The following is a 16,666-nucleotide window of genomic DNA, read 5'->3' as shown; positions in this document are numbered from 1 at the left end:
GGGCGACGGAGGGGGCGGCGGGGCGGTTGCGGATCTGCGTCATGAAGGCACCTTCTACCCGGGATGTCGGAGTACCGGATTATCGCCGGGAGAGCAGGGGAGTTGCCTTGCCCGCCCCCTCCGGCGCGTGCGTTCCGCAACCGTCCCGGTATGGTGCGCGCCATGTCCCCGCGCCTGCCCACCCAGTTCGCCGACCTGCTCACCCCCAAGGGCCGCCGCATTCTCGAAGGCCGAGACTCCGAGACCTGCGGCGCGCTGCTGGACCCCACGCGTCCCTTCATCGCGCTGCAGGGCGTCATCGACGTGAAGAAGGCGGCGGAGGCGCGAGACATCCTGGATGCCGCGCTGCGCGACACGCTCGTCACCATGGAGGACCCCATCCCGGAGGACTCCATCTCCGGCATGGTGGAGAACTACACGGAGGCGCTGCCCAAGACGGTGCGCGTGCGCACGGCGCTCCTGGAGAGCCGGCGCTCGCGCTCGTGGCGCGCGGCGGAAAGCGTGGGGCTCACGGCGCTCCTGCGCTCGGACACGTTCGCGGCCTTCGCGGCCACGGTGAGCGGCCGGCCCCTCAAGCGGGGCTGGGGCATCCAGGTGCTCTGCTACGGCCCGGGGGACTACACGGGCCCGCACAACGACCACCACCCGGAGGAGGCGGACGCGCGCGACGGCTACGTGGACATGCACGTGAGCCTCACGCAGCCCGCCGTGGACCACCAGTACCTCGTGTACGCGAAGGACGGGCACTTCTCCGAGCTGACGAAGGTCAGCACCGTGGGCGGTGTCACCGTGTACCGGCTGCCCTTCTGGCACTACACGACGCCGCTGGCCGCGAAGCCGGGCAAGGAGGACGCGGCGCGCCGGTGGGTGCTCCTGGGGACGTTCCTGGACGCGGCGCCCGGGACGCGCCCCTCCTCCACCGTCCTGCCGGCGGGCGCCCCTCCGCCTGTCCGGGCGGTGACAGTCGGACGTGGCAGCGGGGCCGGACGGCGTTAGCGTGCCGGGCCCATGAGCCCGACCGACATCGACACGCAGGCCAACGACCTCCTCCAGTACATCGACGCGTCGCCCACGCCGTACCACGCCGTGCGCGAGACGGCCCGCCGCCTCACCGCCGCGGGCTTCCGCGAGCTGGACGAGCGCGAGTCCTGGTCGCTGAAGCCCGGCGACAAGGTCTTCGTCATCCGCGGCGACACCAGCATCGCCGCCTTCCAGCTGGGCACGAAGCCCGTGGACACCACCGGCTTCCGGCTGGTGGGCTCGCACACGGATTCACCCAACCTGCGCCTCAAGCCCAACGCGCCCGTCAACCGCCACGGCTACCAGCAGCTGGGCGTGGAAATCTACGGCGGGGTGCTCCTGCACACGTGGACGGACCGCGACCTGTCGCTCGCGGGCCGCGTGGTGACGCTGCACAACGGCCGCCCCCAGCACCACCTGGTGGACTTCCGCCGGCCGCTCTTGCGCGTGCCCAACCTGGCCATCCACCTCAACCGGGGCGTCAACACGGACGGCCTGAAGCTGAACCCGCAGGAGCACATGGTCCCCGTGCTGGGCCTGGAGAGCGCGGGCCCCGCGGAGCTGAAGGCGCTGCTCGTGGAGGAGCTGGGCCGCTCTGGCGTGAAGGCCGCCACGGACGACCTGCTGGGCTACGACCTGTGCCTCTATGACTTGCAGCCGTCCACGCGCTCCGGCCTGCACGGGGAGTTCCTCCACGCGCCCCGCCTGGACAACCTGGCCAGCTGCCACACCGGCCTCACCGCGCTGCTCAAGGACACCGGCCCCCGCGAGGCCACGGTGGGCGTGGTGCTCTATGACCACGAGGAGTGCGGCAGCCGCAGCGCGCAGGGCGCCGCGTCTCCGTTCCTGAAGGACCTGCTGGAGCGCATCGTCCAGGCGCACTCGGATGGGCGCGCGGACGCGTTCCACCGCGCCATCCGCCGCTCGTTCCTGGTGAGCGCGGACATGGCGCACGCGGTGCACCCCAACTACTCGTCCATGCACGAGCCCAGGCACCAGCCGCAGCTGGGCGGCGGCCCGGTCATCAAGACCAACGTCAACCAGTCCTACGCGACGGACGGCGAGTCGTGGGCGCACTTCGCGGCGCTGTGCAAGGAGGCCGGCGTCACGCCGCAGCACTTCGTCACGCGCACGGACCTGGGCTGCGGCAGCACCATTGGCCCCATCACCGCGGGCCAGCTGGGCATCCGCACGGTGGACGTGGGCAACCCCATGCTGTCCATGCACTCCATCCGCGAGCTGGCCGCCGCGTCCGACGTGGCCCGCATGGTGGCGGTGCTGTCGCGCTTCTTCGCGTAAGGCGGCAAAAGGAAGAGGCGGGCCCGGTGGAGACACCGGACCCGCCTCGGATGTTTCAGGAGCCGTTCAGCGTGAGGGCTAGTTCACGCCCACCGCGGTCCAGGCGTCCTTCACCTTCTGCACCTGGACGGAGTCCGCGCCGTGCAGGTCCGTGGCGGCCTTGATGGTGGCCTCACGCGCCTGGGCGAACGTCGTCTTCGGCGTCATGTACGTGGTGAGGGCGCGGCCGAAGATCTTCAGGCCGTCCTCCATCCCGATGCCGCCCTTCACTTCCAGGCCGGAGGTGCGGTTCTTGCCACCCTCCACGAGCAGGTAGAAGGCGTTGTTGGCGATACCGCTGGAGCCGTGCACCTCCGTCTGCTTCGGGTAGTTCTTGTAGTTGTCGACCGAGTAGCCGTCCTTGGTCGGGTCGTTCATGTAGCGCAGGCCGTCCTCGTTGGTGCCGTTGTTCGGCGTCCAGGCGGCCTCGCCCACGGTCCAGTTCCACTTGGCCTCGGGGTTGTTCTTCGCGGCGTACCACTCCACGCCCGTGCCCATGATGTCGGAGAAGGCCTCGTTCAGGCCGCCGGACTCGCCGCTGTAGATGAGGCCCGCGGTGCGCTCGGTGAGGCCGTGGGTGATTTCGTGGCCCGCGATGTCCAGCGTGGTGAGCGGGCCGGACTGCTTCCCGTCGCCGTCGCCGTAGCTCATCTTCTCGCCGTCCCAGAACGCGTTCACGTAGTTGTTGCGCACGTGCACGTAGCTGGTGAGCTTCTCACCCGCGCCGTCGATGGAGTCGCGGCCCAGGATGTTCTTGTAGAAGTCGTAGGTCGTCGCCGCGCCGTAGTGCGCGTCCACGGCGGCCTTGGCGCGCGCCGGGTCGGTGGCCTCGCCCCACTTGTCGTTGTCGTCCGTGATCTTCGTCTGGCCGGACGCGGTGGTCTTGTTGTTCGCGTCGTAGGTCACCACGCCCTTGCCGCGCGTCGAGTCCTCCAGCGAGTACGTGCCGTCCGCTTCCTTCTTGGTCTTCAGGTCCACGTGGCCGCTGTACATGGACAGGTCGTCCGCGGTGCCCGTGGGCGGGTTCTGCGGATCCGTCGGCGGAGGCGTGGTCTCCTTCGCGGTGATGTTCAGGCTCCAGTTGTTCAGGGTGCCCGTGTCACGCGCGGCCTTGTCCTCGACGGTGACGGTCCACTCGCCCTTGGCGCTCTCGCCCTTGAAGGCCTCGGAGAGGTCGAACGAGCCCGAGATGTCGTCCTTGGAGCCGCCCTTGCGGTCCTGCACCACGGCGGACTTGCCGGAGGGGCTGGTGACCGTGACCTTCAGGTCGCCGCTCCAGGTGTGCTTGATGTTCAGGTCGACGGACAGCTTGTCCACCGTCACGCCGTCCGGGATGTTGATCTTCGACTGGACCTGGCCCTTGTCCGGGATGGCGACGTTCGGGCTGGCGGTGCCGTTGACCTGCAGCGCGGCGGCGGCCTTCTTCGTCCAGCCGCCAATCTTGTTGTAGCTCTCCAGCACCGCGCCGGTGTTGGCGTCGATGATGTAGTTCTGCTTCTTGGGCTTCTCCTGGCCGGCGATCTGCGTCACTTCCACCTGGTAGGCGGCGCGGTACTTGCCGTCCGCGTCCTGGTAGACGACGCGCTCGGAAGAGGGCTGCTTGTCGGCCTTGCCGCCCAGCTCCTTCTTCGCGATGTCGATGGCCTGCTGCGGCGCCAGCTTGACCTTCTGGTTGCCCAGGCCCGCCGGGATGGGGTTCTGCTCACCGGTGACGCTGGACACCTTGCCGTCCGCGCCCAGGTGGCTGATGACCTGCTCGCCGAAGACCTTCACGCCCTCGTGCATGCGGTCCAGGCGCACGTGCGTCATGCCCAGCTCGTCGCGCTCCACGCTCCTGGGGGCCAGCGTCGGGCCGGCCTTGTTCGCGGCCAGCAGGTTCGACGCGGTCAGCGGCGGGGTCAGGGCCTTCAGGGACGTCTGGATGGCCTGCTGGGCCTCCTTGCTGTCCAGGGGGAGGCGGCCCACCGGAGCGGAGCTGGCCCCCGTGGAGGAAGCCTGGGTCGTCGCCGCGGCGGCGGCCGTGGGCTGCGCACCGGCGGCGGCGCCGGTGCGGGAGACTTCGAAGCCATCCTTCACGCGAAGGACGTTCTTGGCCTTCGCCGGCGCGGAGGTGTCGGTGGTGGGACGGAGAGAAACGGGCGTCGAACCTTCGGTGCGGCGAATGGTCATTGAACACTCACGCTGCAAGGGGGATGAACAATTCTCGCACGACCGATTCAGAGAGTTTCCGATGGGTTGAAGAAGTTAACGCGCCATCCCAGAATTCAGGGGATTACGCTGGTGGACTTCCTGTGAATCCAACGGTTGACGCGGAAAATTTGCTTTCAGTAGGGGTCAGCTGTGACCCGAATTCCTGAAAGACCCGACGCAGGGAGTCATGGATCAGCGCGCGGGGAGACAGGAAATGCGTTGAAAATCGTCAGAAAAGTCCACTGGGGCGGCAGCCGGGCAGGCAGGCCGGCCGCACGGAGGCTGATACACTGCGACGCGGTTTCCCGGCCGGGATGGTGCGGGGGCTGGACCCTGGGGGGGTTGAAACATGGAGCTGTCGATTCATCCGGAGATGCAGGAGGCGCGCGCGCTTCCGCTGCTGCCGGTGTGCGTGCCGCGCCGCAACTTCGAAGGCCTGTTCCAGCACGCGCTGCGGCCGTCGGGCCCGTTCGCGCAGGCGCTGCGTGACGTGGGCTACGACCCGGACGCGGTGGAGGAGGTGCTCCCGCTGGAGGTCTGGCGCGCGTCGCTGGCGGTGGCGCGGCGGCATGCGTGCCCGGGGCTCCCCAGCGAGGATGCCAACCGCGTGCTGGGCACGCACTACGTGGAGGGCTTCGCGCAGACGCTGGTGGGGCGCATCTTCGCCGCGGCGATGCCGCTGCTGGGCGCGGAGCGGTGCCTGGCGCGGCTGCCCACGTACCTGCGCGCGGGCCGCGAGGACATGAAGCTGATGCTGGAGCCGGTGCGCGCCAGGGAGTGGCGTGCGCGCGTGGTGGACGCGGATCCGCTGCCGGACTTCGTGGCGGGCGTGATGGAGCAGGTGCTGCGCCGCACCCGGGTGCTGCCGCGCGTGGACGTGCTGGAGCGCGCCGAGCACACCTATTCGCTGCGGATCCGCTGGGACGAGGGCTAGTCCTCGTCCCGGATGAGGTCCGCCGAGGCTGCATGCCGACCCGATGGGAGGGTCGACATGCAGGAGCCCGTCTCTTCTGCGCGGTGGAGCCTCGGACAGGGCGTCACTTCGTCAAGGCACACGCTGCCGCAAGGCCGCTGATTTCGCGGAAGCGCCGCGGGACCTGGCGCGCCGCTACCCCAACGCCATCCACACGCGCTTCCCGCTGACGCGTCGCTTCGACTGCGCGGAGGCGGTCTGCTGCTTCGAGGAGCGCTCCGAGGTCGACCCGGAGTCACGCGGAGTGCCGATGGGGGCGGCCGGGACTCCACGAGCGTTCGGAGGCATGATGGTGGGCGCTGTCGAGGGGTGCCCGGGTCCTCGCGGGTGACGCACGAGCACCCTGAACCCGGGTCGTCGCAGGGGGAGCGCGGGAATGTCGGAGTCGGTCGAGCTGAGGTGCCTCCGGTGTGGTGCGCCGGATGCGGGGAACGTGGCGCGCTGTGTGTGCGGCGCCAGCCTCCGGGTCGATGTGGTGTTGCGGGATGCGGTGGCTGACGAGCGGACGCGCTTCGAACTGGCGCGGGCCATCTCGCTGCTGGGCCCACCCGCGCCCTCGTTCTCCGAGGCGCGGAGCCTGCTCGCGACGTCAGGGGCCCCCCTGGCCCGTGGCGTCTTTCGCGCCTTCGCGGAGAAACTCCTGAAAATGCTGCGCGCCCAGGGCGCCCGCGCGGACTTGCGGCCCTTCGTGGAGGCGGTGGTGCCCGTCCAGGAGCCCCCTCGTCGAAGCTCGAGGGGGCTCGTGGGCCTCTGCATCCTGTTCGGATTGCTGGGCGGCATCTGGGTGGCCCGTTCTCCGCGCTTCGCTGGCACCCGCTCGAATGTCATGGCCCTCGTGGCGGGTGAAGCCCTTCCGGGCGAGGCTGCTCCCGTGCCGCCGGCCCTCTCCACCGCGGAGATTTCACGCCGCGCCGGCCCGAGCACGTTGACCCTGCGATGTGGGAGCAAGGTGGGCTCCGGCTTCTTCGTGGACTCGGAGCTGGTGCTGACCAACGAGCACGTGGTGTGTCCGGCGGGCAAGCTCATGACGGCGGTGCTCGCGGACGGGCGGGAGTTGCTCGGCGAGACGGTCGCCAGTGACGTGGATCTGGACCTCGCCACTGTCCGTGTCGTGGGCGCGAAGGCGGCGCCACTGCCACTGGGTGACGTCACGCGCCTGGGGCCCGGAGACCCGCTGGTCTTCATTGGCAGTCCCAAGGGCCTGGACTTCACCGTGCACGAGGGGAAGGTGGGCTTCGTGGGCCGGCAGTATCTGGGCACTGGCTATGTGCAATTCAATGCCTCGGTGAATCCGGGCAACAGTGGCGGACCGCTGTTGAATGGACGCGGCGAGGTGGTGGGCGTCGTCTCGATGAAAATCGAGAACGCGGATGGGCTGGGGCTGGCGCTGCCCATCGCCTACGCGAGCAAGCTCGTCTCCGTGCCCACCACGCCCGAGTCCACGGAGCGCTGGAAGCAGCTGCTCGAGCGCGTGGCGCGTGACGAGGAGCGCGAGGTGAAGCGCTTCCAGGTGGACACCGAGCAGCAGGTGCTCCTCTCGGTGCAGCGGGTCGACGGGCTGGGGCTCTTCGTGCTGGTGGTCGAGCGGTTCGACTCGCCACCCACGGCCGTGAAGCGCCGCATGGAGCTGGAGGCGGAGGGCAAGACGTGCACGCTGGACCTGGAGTTCGAGGACTGGCGGCCGCTGAGCCAGTCCCTGGCGGCGCAGGAGGACTCGAGGAGGCTGCGCTGGTTCCTCTCGCGAGGCCTCACCCGAGGCATCCACATCGGCGGGGCGCGGCTGCCCGTCGAGACCTGCTCGTTGCCGGAAGCCGGCACCGCCTGGCTGAAGTCAGGGCAGGGGAGTGGTGAGAACCAGGAGCGCATCGAGGTGTCGCTCAAGGACGTGCGGGAGGCCCGTGAGACGTGGAGCCGGAACCCCACGGGCATCAAGCGCTGGGAGCGGGAGCGCTTCAAGCAGCGGCTGGCGGGGACCCGCTCACGAGAGGAGGAGGAGCGGTGGCGCTCGTCCTTCGGCAAGGCCCGTGCGCGTGTCACCCGCATCGAGGAGGAGCGCGCGCGGCTGCGCAAGGACGAGTCCTCCGGCAAGCCGGTGGCGAAGCGCCAGCAAGAGGTGGAGGAGGAGCTGAAGCTGGCGAGCCAGCAACTCGCCGAGCTGGAGCGCTACGCCGCGGAGAAGAACGTTCCCCTGGAATGGCGGCGGTAGGCCCTGTGGCTTTTGTCAGGCCGCGACCCTAGTTGAGATACGACTTCGGCGGGGGGCGCTTGCTGGCGGAGGCGGAGGGGGCCGGCCGGGACTGGCGCCACCGGCCGATGACGTCCATCAGCCCGTCGAACGTGTCGCGCAGGGCCCAGGCGCGGTCCTCCACGTCCTTCAGGCCTTCACAGCGCAAGAGGCCGTCGCGCAGCGCGCGCTGGACGCCGGGGCAGTCGTCGCGCTCGTCGATGAGCTGTTCGGCGGTGTGCGCGTAGAGGCGGTAGCACCCCTCCACGTCGCCCCGGTTGTAGGCGGGGGCGCCCACGTTGATGGCCTGGCCCAGGAGCGCGGCCACGGACTCCACGGCGGGCGTCGCGCAACCCTCCAGGAGGCCCACGGGATGCTGCGGCACCTGGCGCACGCGGCTGGCGCGCTGCCGGGGCGCGTCCAGCGCGGACAGGGGGCGCGGCGGGCCGGGCGCCTTGAGCAGCGGCGCGATGTAGCGCACCGGGATGACCAGCCCCAGCGCGCGGCCGTTGGCGAGCGCCGCGGTGGCCAGCCCCACCACCTGCCCCCGCGCGTCCAGCACCGGTGACCCGGACGCGTCCTCCGGCAGCGTGCGGGACAGCTCCAGCAGGGTGAGCCATTCGCCCAGCACCTGCACCGCGCGGACCTCCAGGGCGCGCGTTTCGGGAGGCCGGTCCGCGTGGGCCTGGACCACGTGCAGCACTTCGCCTTCGGTGGGCAGCAGGGCCGGGCCCAGCGGCAGGGCGGGCACCAGGTCCGCGACGGACAGGCACAGGAGGGCCAGGTCGCGCCGCTCGTCCACGGCCGCCACCTGCACCACCGGGGAGCGCAGCCCGTCCGGCAGCACGGCGGTGATGGCGCGCGCGCTGGCCACCGCGTGGAGGCTGGTGACGACGTGGCCCTCGGAGGAGATGACGAAGCCCGTGGCGGTGTGGCCGCCCAGCTCCAGCAACACCAGGGAGGCACTCGCGCGCCGCAGGGCCTCTTCGGCGCGCTCGCGGCGCGCCTGGACGTCGTCGGACATGGCCACCCCCGTTCCGGCCGGCATTCCCATGGAACACCTGGGATGCTATCGGCCGTGGCAGGTTGTATCAGCCTGCCCGCCCCCCACCCAACCCACCCGGGCAGGGCGGTGTTGGCCGTCATGTTGTGATTGGCGCGCGAGTGTCCGGTCGTTAAACCTCCGGCCGGAATGCACAAGACCCACCTCGTCGGCGCCCGCACCCACAACCTCAAGGATTTGTCCGTCGATCTCTCCGAAGGAGAGTTCGTCTGCGTCACCGGCGTGTCCGGAGGCGGCAAATCGAGCCTCGCGCTGGACACGCTCTACGCGGAGGGCCAGCGGCGGTTCGTGGAGAGCTTCAGCCCGTATGCCCGGCAGTTCCTCGAGCGGCTGGAGCGGCCGCCCATGGACGCGCTGGAGCCGGTGGCGGCGGGCGTCGCGGTGGACCGGCGCGCGCCGGTGAAGAGCTCGCGCTCCACGGTGGCGACGCTGGCGGACGTGGAGCCGTACCTGTCCGCGCTCTTCACGCGCGAGGCGATGCCGGTGTGTCCGGACTGTGGCCTGGAGGCGGTGCGCACCGACGCGCGCGTGGCCGCGAAGGCCGCGCTGCGTGAGCACCCGGACGCGGCCGCCGTCTTCACCTGGCCCGTGCGCATCCCCGACACGGCGGCGTTCATCGACGCGCGCGCCCGCCTGCTGAAGGACGGCTACCACCGGCTGATGGTGCAGGGCGAGGTGAAGGAGCTGGAGACGCTCAAGCCGGGCGAGGCCACCGACCCCGCGGGCGTGGCGCAGGTGGTGGTGGACCGCGTGAAGCTGGCGGACGCGAACCTGTCCCGCGTCACGCAGGCCCTGGAGGACGCGTGGGCGCGCGCGGACGGAGAGGCGTTCCTCTTCCTGCCGGACACCGCGCCGAAGAAGCTGCGCCGGGGCCTGGTGTGCCCCAGGTGCGCGCGGGAGTTCGAGCTCGCGCGGCCGGGCCTGTTCAGCTACCAGAGCCCGGTGGGCGCGTGCGCGCCGTGCCGGGGCTTCGGGCGCACCATCGGCATCGACTGGGGGAAGGTGATCCCCAACCCGGGCCTGAGCCTGGCGCAGGGGGCCATCCGCCCGTGGTCCGGCCAGTCCACGACGTGGGAGCGCGACATGCTCCAGCGCTACTGCCGGCAGAAGGGCATCCCCTTCGACAAGCCGTGGGAGAAGCTCACTGAAGCCCAGCGCGAGGCGGTGCTCCAGGGCGAGGGCGACTACGACGGCGGCCGCGTCTACCCGGGCGTGCGCGCGTGGTTCCGGTGGATGGAGAGCCGCACGTACAAGATGCACGTGCGCGTGCTCCTGGCGCGCTATCGCGCGTACACGCTCTGCGAGGCCTGTCACGGCGCGCGCCTCAACGAGCAGGCCCGCGCGTGGCGCGTGGGCGGCCTGGACCTGCCGGGCTGGCATGGCCTGGAGTTGACGGACGCGCTGGCGCGGCTGGACGCGCTGAAGACGCTGACGGGGCAGGGCGATCTGGCCCGGCGCGAGCTGTCCGCGCGCCTGCGCTACCTGCAGCGCGTGGGCCTGGGCTACCTCACGCTGGACCGGCCCGCGCGCACGCTGTCCGGCGGCGAGGCGCAGCGCGTGTCGCTGACCGCGGCGCTGGGCACGTCGCTCACCGGCGCGCTCTTCGTCCTGGACGAGCCCACCGTGGGCCTGCACCCGGGGGACGTGCCGCCCCTGACGGAGGCCATCGCGGAGCTGGCGGACCGGGGCAACATCGCGCTGGTCATCGAGCATGATCCGCTGATCATCCGCTCCGCGCACCGCGTGCTGGAGCTGGGCCCGGGCGCCGGCCGACACGGTGGCACGCTGTGCTTCGACGGCACCCCGGAGGCGCTGGCGAAGCGGCAGGACCTGCCCACGGGCCGCATGCTGTCCGGGGGCGCGGAGGCGCCGCGCACGCCGCGTACCCGCACGGGGGAGATCGTCATCCGCGAGGCGCGCGAGCACAACCTCAAGGACGTGTCCGTTCGCGTGCCGCTGGGCGTGCTGTGCGCCATCACCGGCCCCAGCGGCTCCGGCAAGAGCACCCTGATGGATGAGGTCCTCTACCGGCACCTGGCGCGCGGGCTGGGCGTGAAGGACGTGGAGGCCCCCGGCGACGTGGCGGCGGTGGAGGGTGGGGCGCAGGTGGAGGCCATCACCTTCGTGGATCAGTCCCCGCTGGGTCGCACGTCGCGCGGCAACGCGGCCACGTACACCAAGGCGTGGGACCGGCTGCGCGAGCGCTTCGCCTCGGAGCCGGACGCGGAGGCGCGGGGCCTGACGTCCGCGCACTTCTCCTTCAACGTGGACAAGGGCCGCTGCGAGGCCTGCTCCGGTGAAGGCTACGAGACGGTGGAGATGCAGTTCCTCGCGGACGTGGCCCTGTTGTGCGCGGTGTGCCGGGGCCGGCGCTTCAAGGAGGAGGTGCTCGCCGTCCGCCACCAGGGCTTCAGCGTGGCGCAGGTGCTGGAGATGACGGTGGACGAGGTGCTCCAGCACTTCGGCGACGATTCGGCACTGAAGCGCACGCTGGGGCCCGCGCAGCGGCTGGGCCTGGGCTACCTGCCCCTGGGCCAGCCCCTGTCCACGCTGTCCGGTGGTGAGGCGCAGCGGCTGAAGCTGGCGCGCGCGCTGGCCAGCGACGCCAAGGGCACGCTGTTCCTCATCGACGAGCCGAGCGCCGGCCTCCACGCGGAGGACGTGCGGCACGTGATGGCGTCTCTGCACGCGCTGGTGGACCGGGGTGCGAGCGTGCTCGTGGTGGACCACGACGTGTCGGTGATGAAGGGCTCGGATTGGATCATCGACCTGGGGCCCAAGGGCGGCCGGGACGGTGGCCGGCTGGTGGCGGAGGGCACGCCTTCCGACGTGGCGAAGGTGAAGGGCAGCGCCACCGCCGCCGCGCTCCGGGGCGAGGGCAAGCCGCTGGCGAAGGCGGTGAAGCTGCGCCGTCCGGGGAAGGAGGCGCCGCCCGCCATCGAGGTGGAGCACGCGCGCGAGCACAACCTCAAGGACGTGTCCTGCCGCATCCCGCTGGGGAAGATGACGGTGGTGACGGGGCCCAGCGGCTCCGGCAAGAGCTCGCTGGTGTTCGACGTCGTCTTCGCGGAAGGCCAGCGCCGCTTCCTGGAGACGCTGACGCCGTACGCCCGGCAGTTTTTGCCCACGCTGCCGCGCCCGGACGTGGAGCGCATCAGCAGCATCCCGCCCACCGTGGCGCTGGAGCAGCGCACGTCGCGCGCGGGGGCCACCAGCACCGTGGCCACCGTCACGGAGGTGGCCCACTACCTGCGGCTCATGTACGCGAAGATTGGCGAGCCGCACTGCCCGCATGACGACACGCCCATTGGCGCCACCACGCCGGCCGCGCTCTACGCGCAGGTGCTGGCGACGAAGGGCGACGGTCAGGTGCTGGCGCCCGCGGTGCGCGCTCGCAAGGGCACGTACCTGGACGTCTTCACCGCGGCGGCCCGCGCGGGCATCACCCAGGCCATCGTCGACGGGGAGCTGGCGTCCACGGACAACCCGCCGCGCCTGGCGAAGACGAAGGAACACGACATCGACCTCGTGATGTACGAGGGCAAGCTCGCGAAGCTGCCGCGCGAGCTGTTCGAGGCCTCGCTCAACTGGGGCAAGGGCGCGGTGAAGCTGCGCACGGGCAAGGCGGAGACGCTCCTGTCCAGCGAGCGCACCTGCCCGAAGTGCGGCACCGCCGTGCCGGAGCTCGACCCCCGCTGGTTCTCCTTCAACACGAAGCAGGGCCGCTGCGAGTCGTGCGAGGGCACCGGCGTGCAGGGCGGCGCTTCTGCGATGGCCGAGGGCGAGACGGCTCCGTGCCGCACGTGCTCGGGCACCCGCCTGTCCCCGGTGCCGCGCGCGGTGCGGCTGGAGGGCGCGCGCTACCACGAGGTCGTGCAGGCGTCCGTGACGGCCACGCTTGCGCGCGTGCGCTCGTGGAAGCTCAAGGGCGACCGGGCGTTGCTCGGCGAGACGGCGCGGCAGGAGATGCTGCGGCGGCTGGAGTTCCTGGAGCGCGTGGGCCTGGGCTACCTGTCCCTGGACCGCAACGCCGCCACGCTGTCCGGCGGCGAGATGCAGCGCCTGCGCCTGTCCGCGCAGTTGGGCGCCGGCCTCACCGGCGCGATGTACGTGCTGGATGAGCCCACCATCGGCCTGCACCCGCGCGACACGCACCGGCTGCTCGACAACCTGCGCGCGCTGGTGGAGACGGGCTCCACGGTGCTGGTGGTGGAGCACGACTCGGACACCATCCGCGCGGCGGATCACCTGCTGGACCTGGGGCCCACGGGCGGCCGGGGCGGCGGCCACATCCTGGCGGAGGGCACGCCGGACGTGGTGCTGGAGTCGGACTCGCCCACCGCGCAGGCGCTGCGGGCCGCGCAGGTGCGGCCTCCGTCCGGCCGGGGTGAGCCCAAGGCCTGGGTGGAGCTGAAGGGGGCTCGCGCGAACAACCTCCAGCGCGTGGACCTCAAGCTCCCGGTGGGACGGCTCAACGTCGTCTCCGGCGTGTCGGGCTCCGGCAAGAGCACGCTCATCCGCCAGGTGCTGTACCCGGCGCTGCGCGACAAGCTGGGGCTCGTCACGGCGAAGCCCGGCGCGTTCGACGCGCTCAAGGGCACGGAGTCCATCAAGCGGGTGTTGTCGGTGGACCAGTCGCCCATCGGGCGCACGCCGCGCTCCGTGCCGGCGACGTTCCTGGGCATCTGGGACGAGCTGCGCCGCGTGTTCGCGGCCACGCCCGAGGCGAAGATCCGCGGCTTCGGGCCCGCGCGCTTCTCCTTCAACACGGCGGCCGGTGGCCGCTGCAAGGTGTGCGAAGGGCAGGGCGCCATCTCCCATGAGATGTCCTTCCTGCCGGACGTCGTCACGCCGTGCGAGGCCTGCAACGGGGCGCGCTTCGACGCCGCCACGCTGGAGGTCCGCTACCACGGCCTCACCGTGGGCGACGTGCTGCGCCTGTCCGCGGACGAGGCCAAGGACGTCTTCCGCGCGCTGCCCAAGGTCGCCGCGCCGCTGGAGTGTCTGGCGGACCTGGGCGTGGGTTATCTGCAATTGGGCCAGGGCTCCAACACGCTGTCCGGCGGTGAAGCCCAGCGCCTCAAGCTGGCCGCGGAGCTGACGGCGACGTCACGCCACGAGCCCACGCTGTACGTGCTGGACGAGCCCACCACGGGCCTGCACCTGGGCGACGTGGAGAAGCTGATCACCTTCATGGGCCGCCTGGTGGACCGGGGCGACACGCTGGTCGTCATCGAGCACCACCCGTCGGTCATCGCCGCGGGAGACCACGTCGTGGAGCTGGGGCCGGAGGGCGGCGAGGGTGGTGGCCGCATCGTGGGCGAAGGCACGCCTCGCGAGGTGGCGAAGCTCAAGACGCCCACGGGCCGGGTGCTCAAGTCGCTTTTTTCCGCTGAAGAACCCCGGAGCTCGCGCCGCCTCACGGGGACGGTGAAAGGGTGAGCCCAATCCGGCATCCTGAAGGCTCCATGCGAACCTCCCTGCTGTGCACCGCCGTGGTGGTGCTCTCCCTCTCCACGGCGGCCTCCGCCGAGGACAAGAAGACCGAGAAGAAAGCCATGTCCTTCCACCAGCTCTCCGCCAACCGGCTCGACGGCAAGCCCGAGAAGCTGTCGGACTTCCAGGGCAAGGTCGCCCTCGTCGTGAACACCGCGTCCGAGTGCGGCTACACGCCGCAGTACAAGGGCCTCCAGGCGCTCTACGACAGCTACAAGGACAAGGGCGTCGTCGTCCTGGGCTTCCCGTCCAACGACTTCGGCGGACAGGAGCCGGGCACCTCCGAGCAGATCGCCAGGTTCTGCGAGCTGCGCTTCAAGGTCTCCTTCCCCATGTTCGAGAAGGTGAAGACGAAGGGCGAGGGCCAGTCCCCCGTCTACGCGTTCCTCGCCAAGGACCACGGCGAGCCCAAGTGGAACTTCCACAAGTACGTGGTGGGCAAGGACGGCCAGGTGAAGGCCGCGTTCCCCAGCAGCGTCACGCCTGACAGCCCGGAGCTGAAGGCCGCCATCGACAAGGCGCTCGCGGAGAAGTGACGGGCGTCGGACGTCCGACGTTGGCTCCGCCCCGGGGGACTGCTCGGCGGCGGGGTGGGGCGTGCGCAGCTTGGGGCCCGGCCCATGTCCCCGGTTCATTTCCCAGTCCGCGTCGTGACCGTGGTGCTGCTCGCGGCGCTGGGCGGCGGGTGCGCGTCGCTGAAGCCGCAGCGCTCGGAGCTGGCCACGCGCGTGGGGCACTCCGACCTGTCCGTGGCGGCGCTGCGCATCCAGGTGCGAGACCTGGCGCGGCGGTTCTCCGGCCTGCTGGAGGCCATGGCGGACGACGTGGCCGCGCGCTCCGGCTCACCCCAGGTGGCCGGGGCCATGCTGCGCTTCAAGGCCAACGCGGTGCCCGCCGTGCAGAGCTCGCTCTTCCAGCCGGACCCCGTGTCCGCCCTCATCGACACCTGGGCCCTGCTGGCTCAGCTCCGGGACGCGCTGCCGCACTATGCCGAGAACCCGTCGCCGGAGGTGGTGTCGCGAGCGGATGAGACGCTCGCGGACCTGGAGTCCCAGGTGGAGGACGTCTGGCGCGAGGTGACTGGCAGCGAGGACGTGTCGTCGGCGCGTGCGCGGGTCCACGCGTGGGCGGCGGAGCATCCGCTGACCGGGCCGCTCGTGACCCGCGAGTCCACCACGTCGCTGCTGTCCTCCGTGACGGACGTGTCCGGAGGGGGCCTGCGGTCCACGGCCGCCGGGCTCGCCGAGGACACGCGCGACCTCACCGCGCGCGTGGACCTCTACGCCACCAGCCTGCCCCGTCAGGCGCGCTGGCAGGCGGAGCTCGTCGCGACGGATGCCCTGCGCGCCCCCACCGTCCAGGCCGCGCTGGCGGAGCTGGGGCGCACGGTGGACCTGCTGGACCGGGTGGGCGCGGTGGCCGCGAACACCCCCGCGCTCATCGAACGCGAGCGCCGCGCGGCGCTGGACGCGTTGAACGCAGAGCGCCTGCGCCTCCAGGAGTTCGTCACCGGCGAGCGGCAGGCGGTGCTCGCGGACGTGGGACGCGAGCGGCAGGCGGTGGTGGACGCGCTGCACGCCGAGCGCGTGGCCACGCTCCAGCAACTGGACGGGCTGGCGCGCGGCTGGGTGGACCACGCGTTCGACCGGCTGGAGCCGCTGGTGGAGCGCGTGCTCCTCTGGCTCACGCTGCTGGGCGTGGGAGGGCTGCTGGGCGGCCTGTTGCTGACGCGGGCATTGCGGCGCGCGCGTTGAACAGCGCGCCTACTTCTTCTCCTCCAGCTTGGGCGGGAACTCCTTCAGCATCTTCTCCACGCCCTTGTTGACCTTGTCGCCGTTGGCCTGGGCGCTCGGGCTGTCGCCCAGGTTCGCCTGGGCCGTGCCGCGCCAGACGAGCTTCTTCTCCCGCGCGTCCACCACGTCGAGGATGAGCGTGCCCACGTCGTACTGGCGCACGTACGTCTGCGAGGGCCCGTAGTACGAACCCCAGAACGGATCCCACGGGTAGCCCCAGTAGCTGTCCACCGTCTCCGCGGACAGCCGCGTGTCGATGGCGCCCTGCCACCCGATGAGGAAGTCCGGGTTCTCGCTCGGGTCCACCTTCTGGTAGCCGCGCGACTGGAGGTCCCGGTCCACCGCCCCCGTCACCTGGGCATCGGTGATGGCGTTGTTGATGCGCGTGTCCGTCGTCTGCTGGGAATGGGTCAGCCACGCATACGTGCGGAAGTCGTTGAGGCGCTGGACGGCGGCGGGGTCGTAGTTGGTATCGACATCGACGCCCGCGCAGGACGCGAGCCCCAGGCCCACGAGCAGGGGAAGGGCACGGGACAGCAGACGCATGGCAGCCTCCAGGAGGAAGGGCG

General features: G+C 71.1%; 10 protein-coding genes. 7 read left to right on the top strand and 3 right to left on the bottom strand.

Annotated features, from left to right (window positions below; translation table 11 throughout):
* Nucleotides 1–162: 162 nt before the first annotated feature.
* Together D7X96_RS17230 and D7X96_RS17225 are read left to right on the top strand one after the other, a co-directional pair.
* Nucleotides 163–996, top strand: a complete 834-nt coding sequence (locus tag D7X96_RS17230) for a hypothetical protein (protein WP_167510847.1) — start codon at nt 163–165, stop codon at nt 994–996.
* A gap of 12 nt (nt 997–1,008) precedes the next feature.
* On the top strand, nt 1,009–2,319 hold the full coding sequence (locus D7X96_RS17225) for a M18 family aminopeptidase (protein WP_120548831.1): 1,311 nt from the start codon (nt 1,009–1,011) through the stop codon (nt 2,317–2,319).
* A 78-nt stretch (nt 2,320–2,397) separates the two neighbouring features.
* Here the strand turns inward: D7X96_RS17225 and D7X96_RS17220 are convergent, their stop codons facing one another.
* Complete coding sequence (locus D7X96_RS17220) at nt 2,398–4,527, bottom strand: M4 family metallopeptidase (protein ID WP_121723713.1); 2,130 nt, start codon at nt 4,525–4,527, stop codon at nt 2,398–2,400.
* Nucleotides 4,528–4,897: 370 nt separating this feature from the next.
* Here D7X96_RS17220 and D7X96_RS17215 point away from each other — a divergent pair, with 370 nt between their 5' ends.
* The gene (locus D7X96_RS17215; protein ID WP_121723714.1) at nt 4,898–5,482 is read left to right on the top strand and encodes a DUF2378 family protein; all 585 of its coding nucleotides are present in this window, start codon (nt 4,898–4,900) and stop codon (nt 5,480–5,482) included.
* Between the two features lie 529 nt (nt 5,483–6,011).
* Nucleotides 6,012–7,727, top strand: a complete 1,716-nt coding sequence (locus tag D7X96_RS17210; protein ID WP_158626590.1) for a S1C family serine protease — start codon at nt 6,012–6,014, stop codon at nt 7,725–7,727.
* Nucleotides 7,728–7,755: 28 nt separating this feature from the next.
* Here D7X96_RS17210 and D7X96_RS17205 read toward each other — a convergent pair whose 3' ends face one another.
* On the bottom strand, nt 7,756–8,769 hold the full coding sequence (locus tag D7X96_RS17205) for a S1 family peptidase (protein ID WP_121770222.1): 1,014 nt from the start codon (nt 8,767–8,769) through the stop codon (nt 7,756–7,758).
* 168 nt (nt 8,770–8,937) lie between these two features.
* Between D7X96_RS17205 and uvrA the strand changes: the two genes are divergently transcribed.
* From uvrA to D7X96_RS17190, 3 genes are all read left to right on the top strand, one after another.
* A complete protein-coding gene (gene uvrA / locus D7X96_RS17200) occupies nt 8,938–14,250 on the top strand; it encodes an excinuclease ABC subunit UvrA (protein WP_121770221.1) in 5,313 nt (1,770 codons plus the stop codon).
* Nucleotides 14,251–14,276: 26 nt separating this feature from the next.
* On the top strand, nt 14,277–14,840 hold the full coding sequence (locus D7X96_RS17195) for a glutathione peroxidase (protein WP_244219619.1): 564 nt from the start codon (nt 14,277–14,279) through the stop codon (nt 14,838–14,840).
* 84 nt (nt 14,841–14,924) lie between these two features.
* Nucleotides 14,925–16,058 carry a chemotaxis protein gene (locus D7X96_RS17190; protein WP_121723716.1) on the top strand — a complete coding sequence of 378 codons (1,134 nt, stop codon included), beginning with the start codon at nt 14,925–14,927 and terminating at the stop codon, nt 16,056–16,058.
* A 9-nt stretch (nt 16,059–16,067) separates the two neighbouring features.
* Here the strand turns inward: D7X96_RS17190 and D7X96_RS17185 are convergent, their stop codons facing one another.
* Complete coding sequence (locus D7X96_RS17185; protein ID WP_120548838.1) at nt 16,068–16,643, bottom strand: DUF4136 domain-containing protein; 576 nt, start codon at nt 16,641–16,643, stop codon at nt 16,068–16,070.
* Between the last annotated feature and the right edge of the window lie 23 nt (nt 16,644–16,666).

It is taken from the genome of Corallococcus interemptor, from assembly GCF_003668875.1.
GTDB classification, from domain to species: domain Bacteria; phylum Myxococcota; class Myxococcia; order Myxococcales; family Myxococcaceae; genus Corallococcus; species Corallococcus interemptor.
This window is presented reverse-complemented; position numbering and strand designations above follow the sequence as displayed.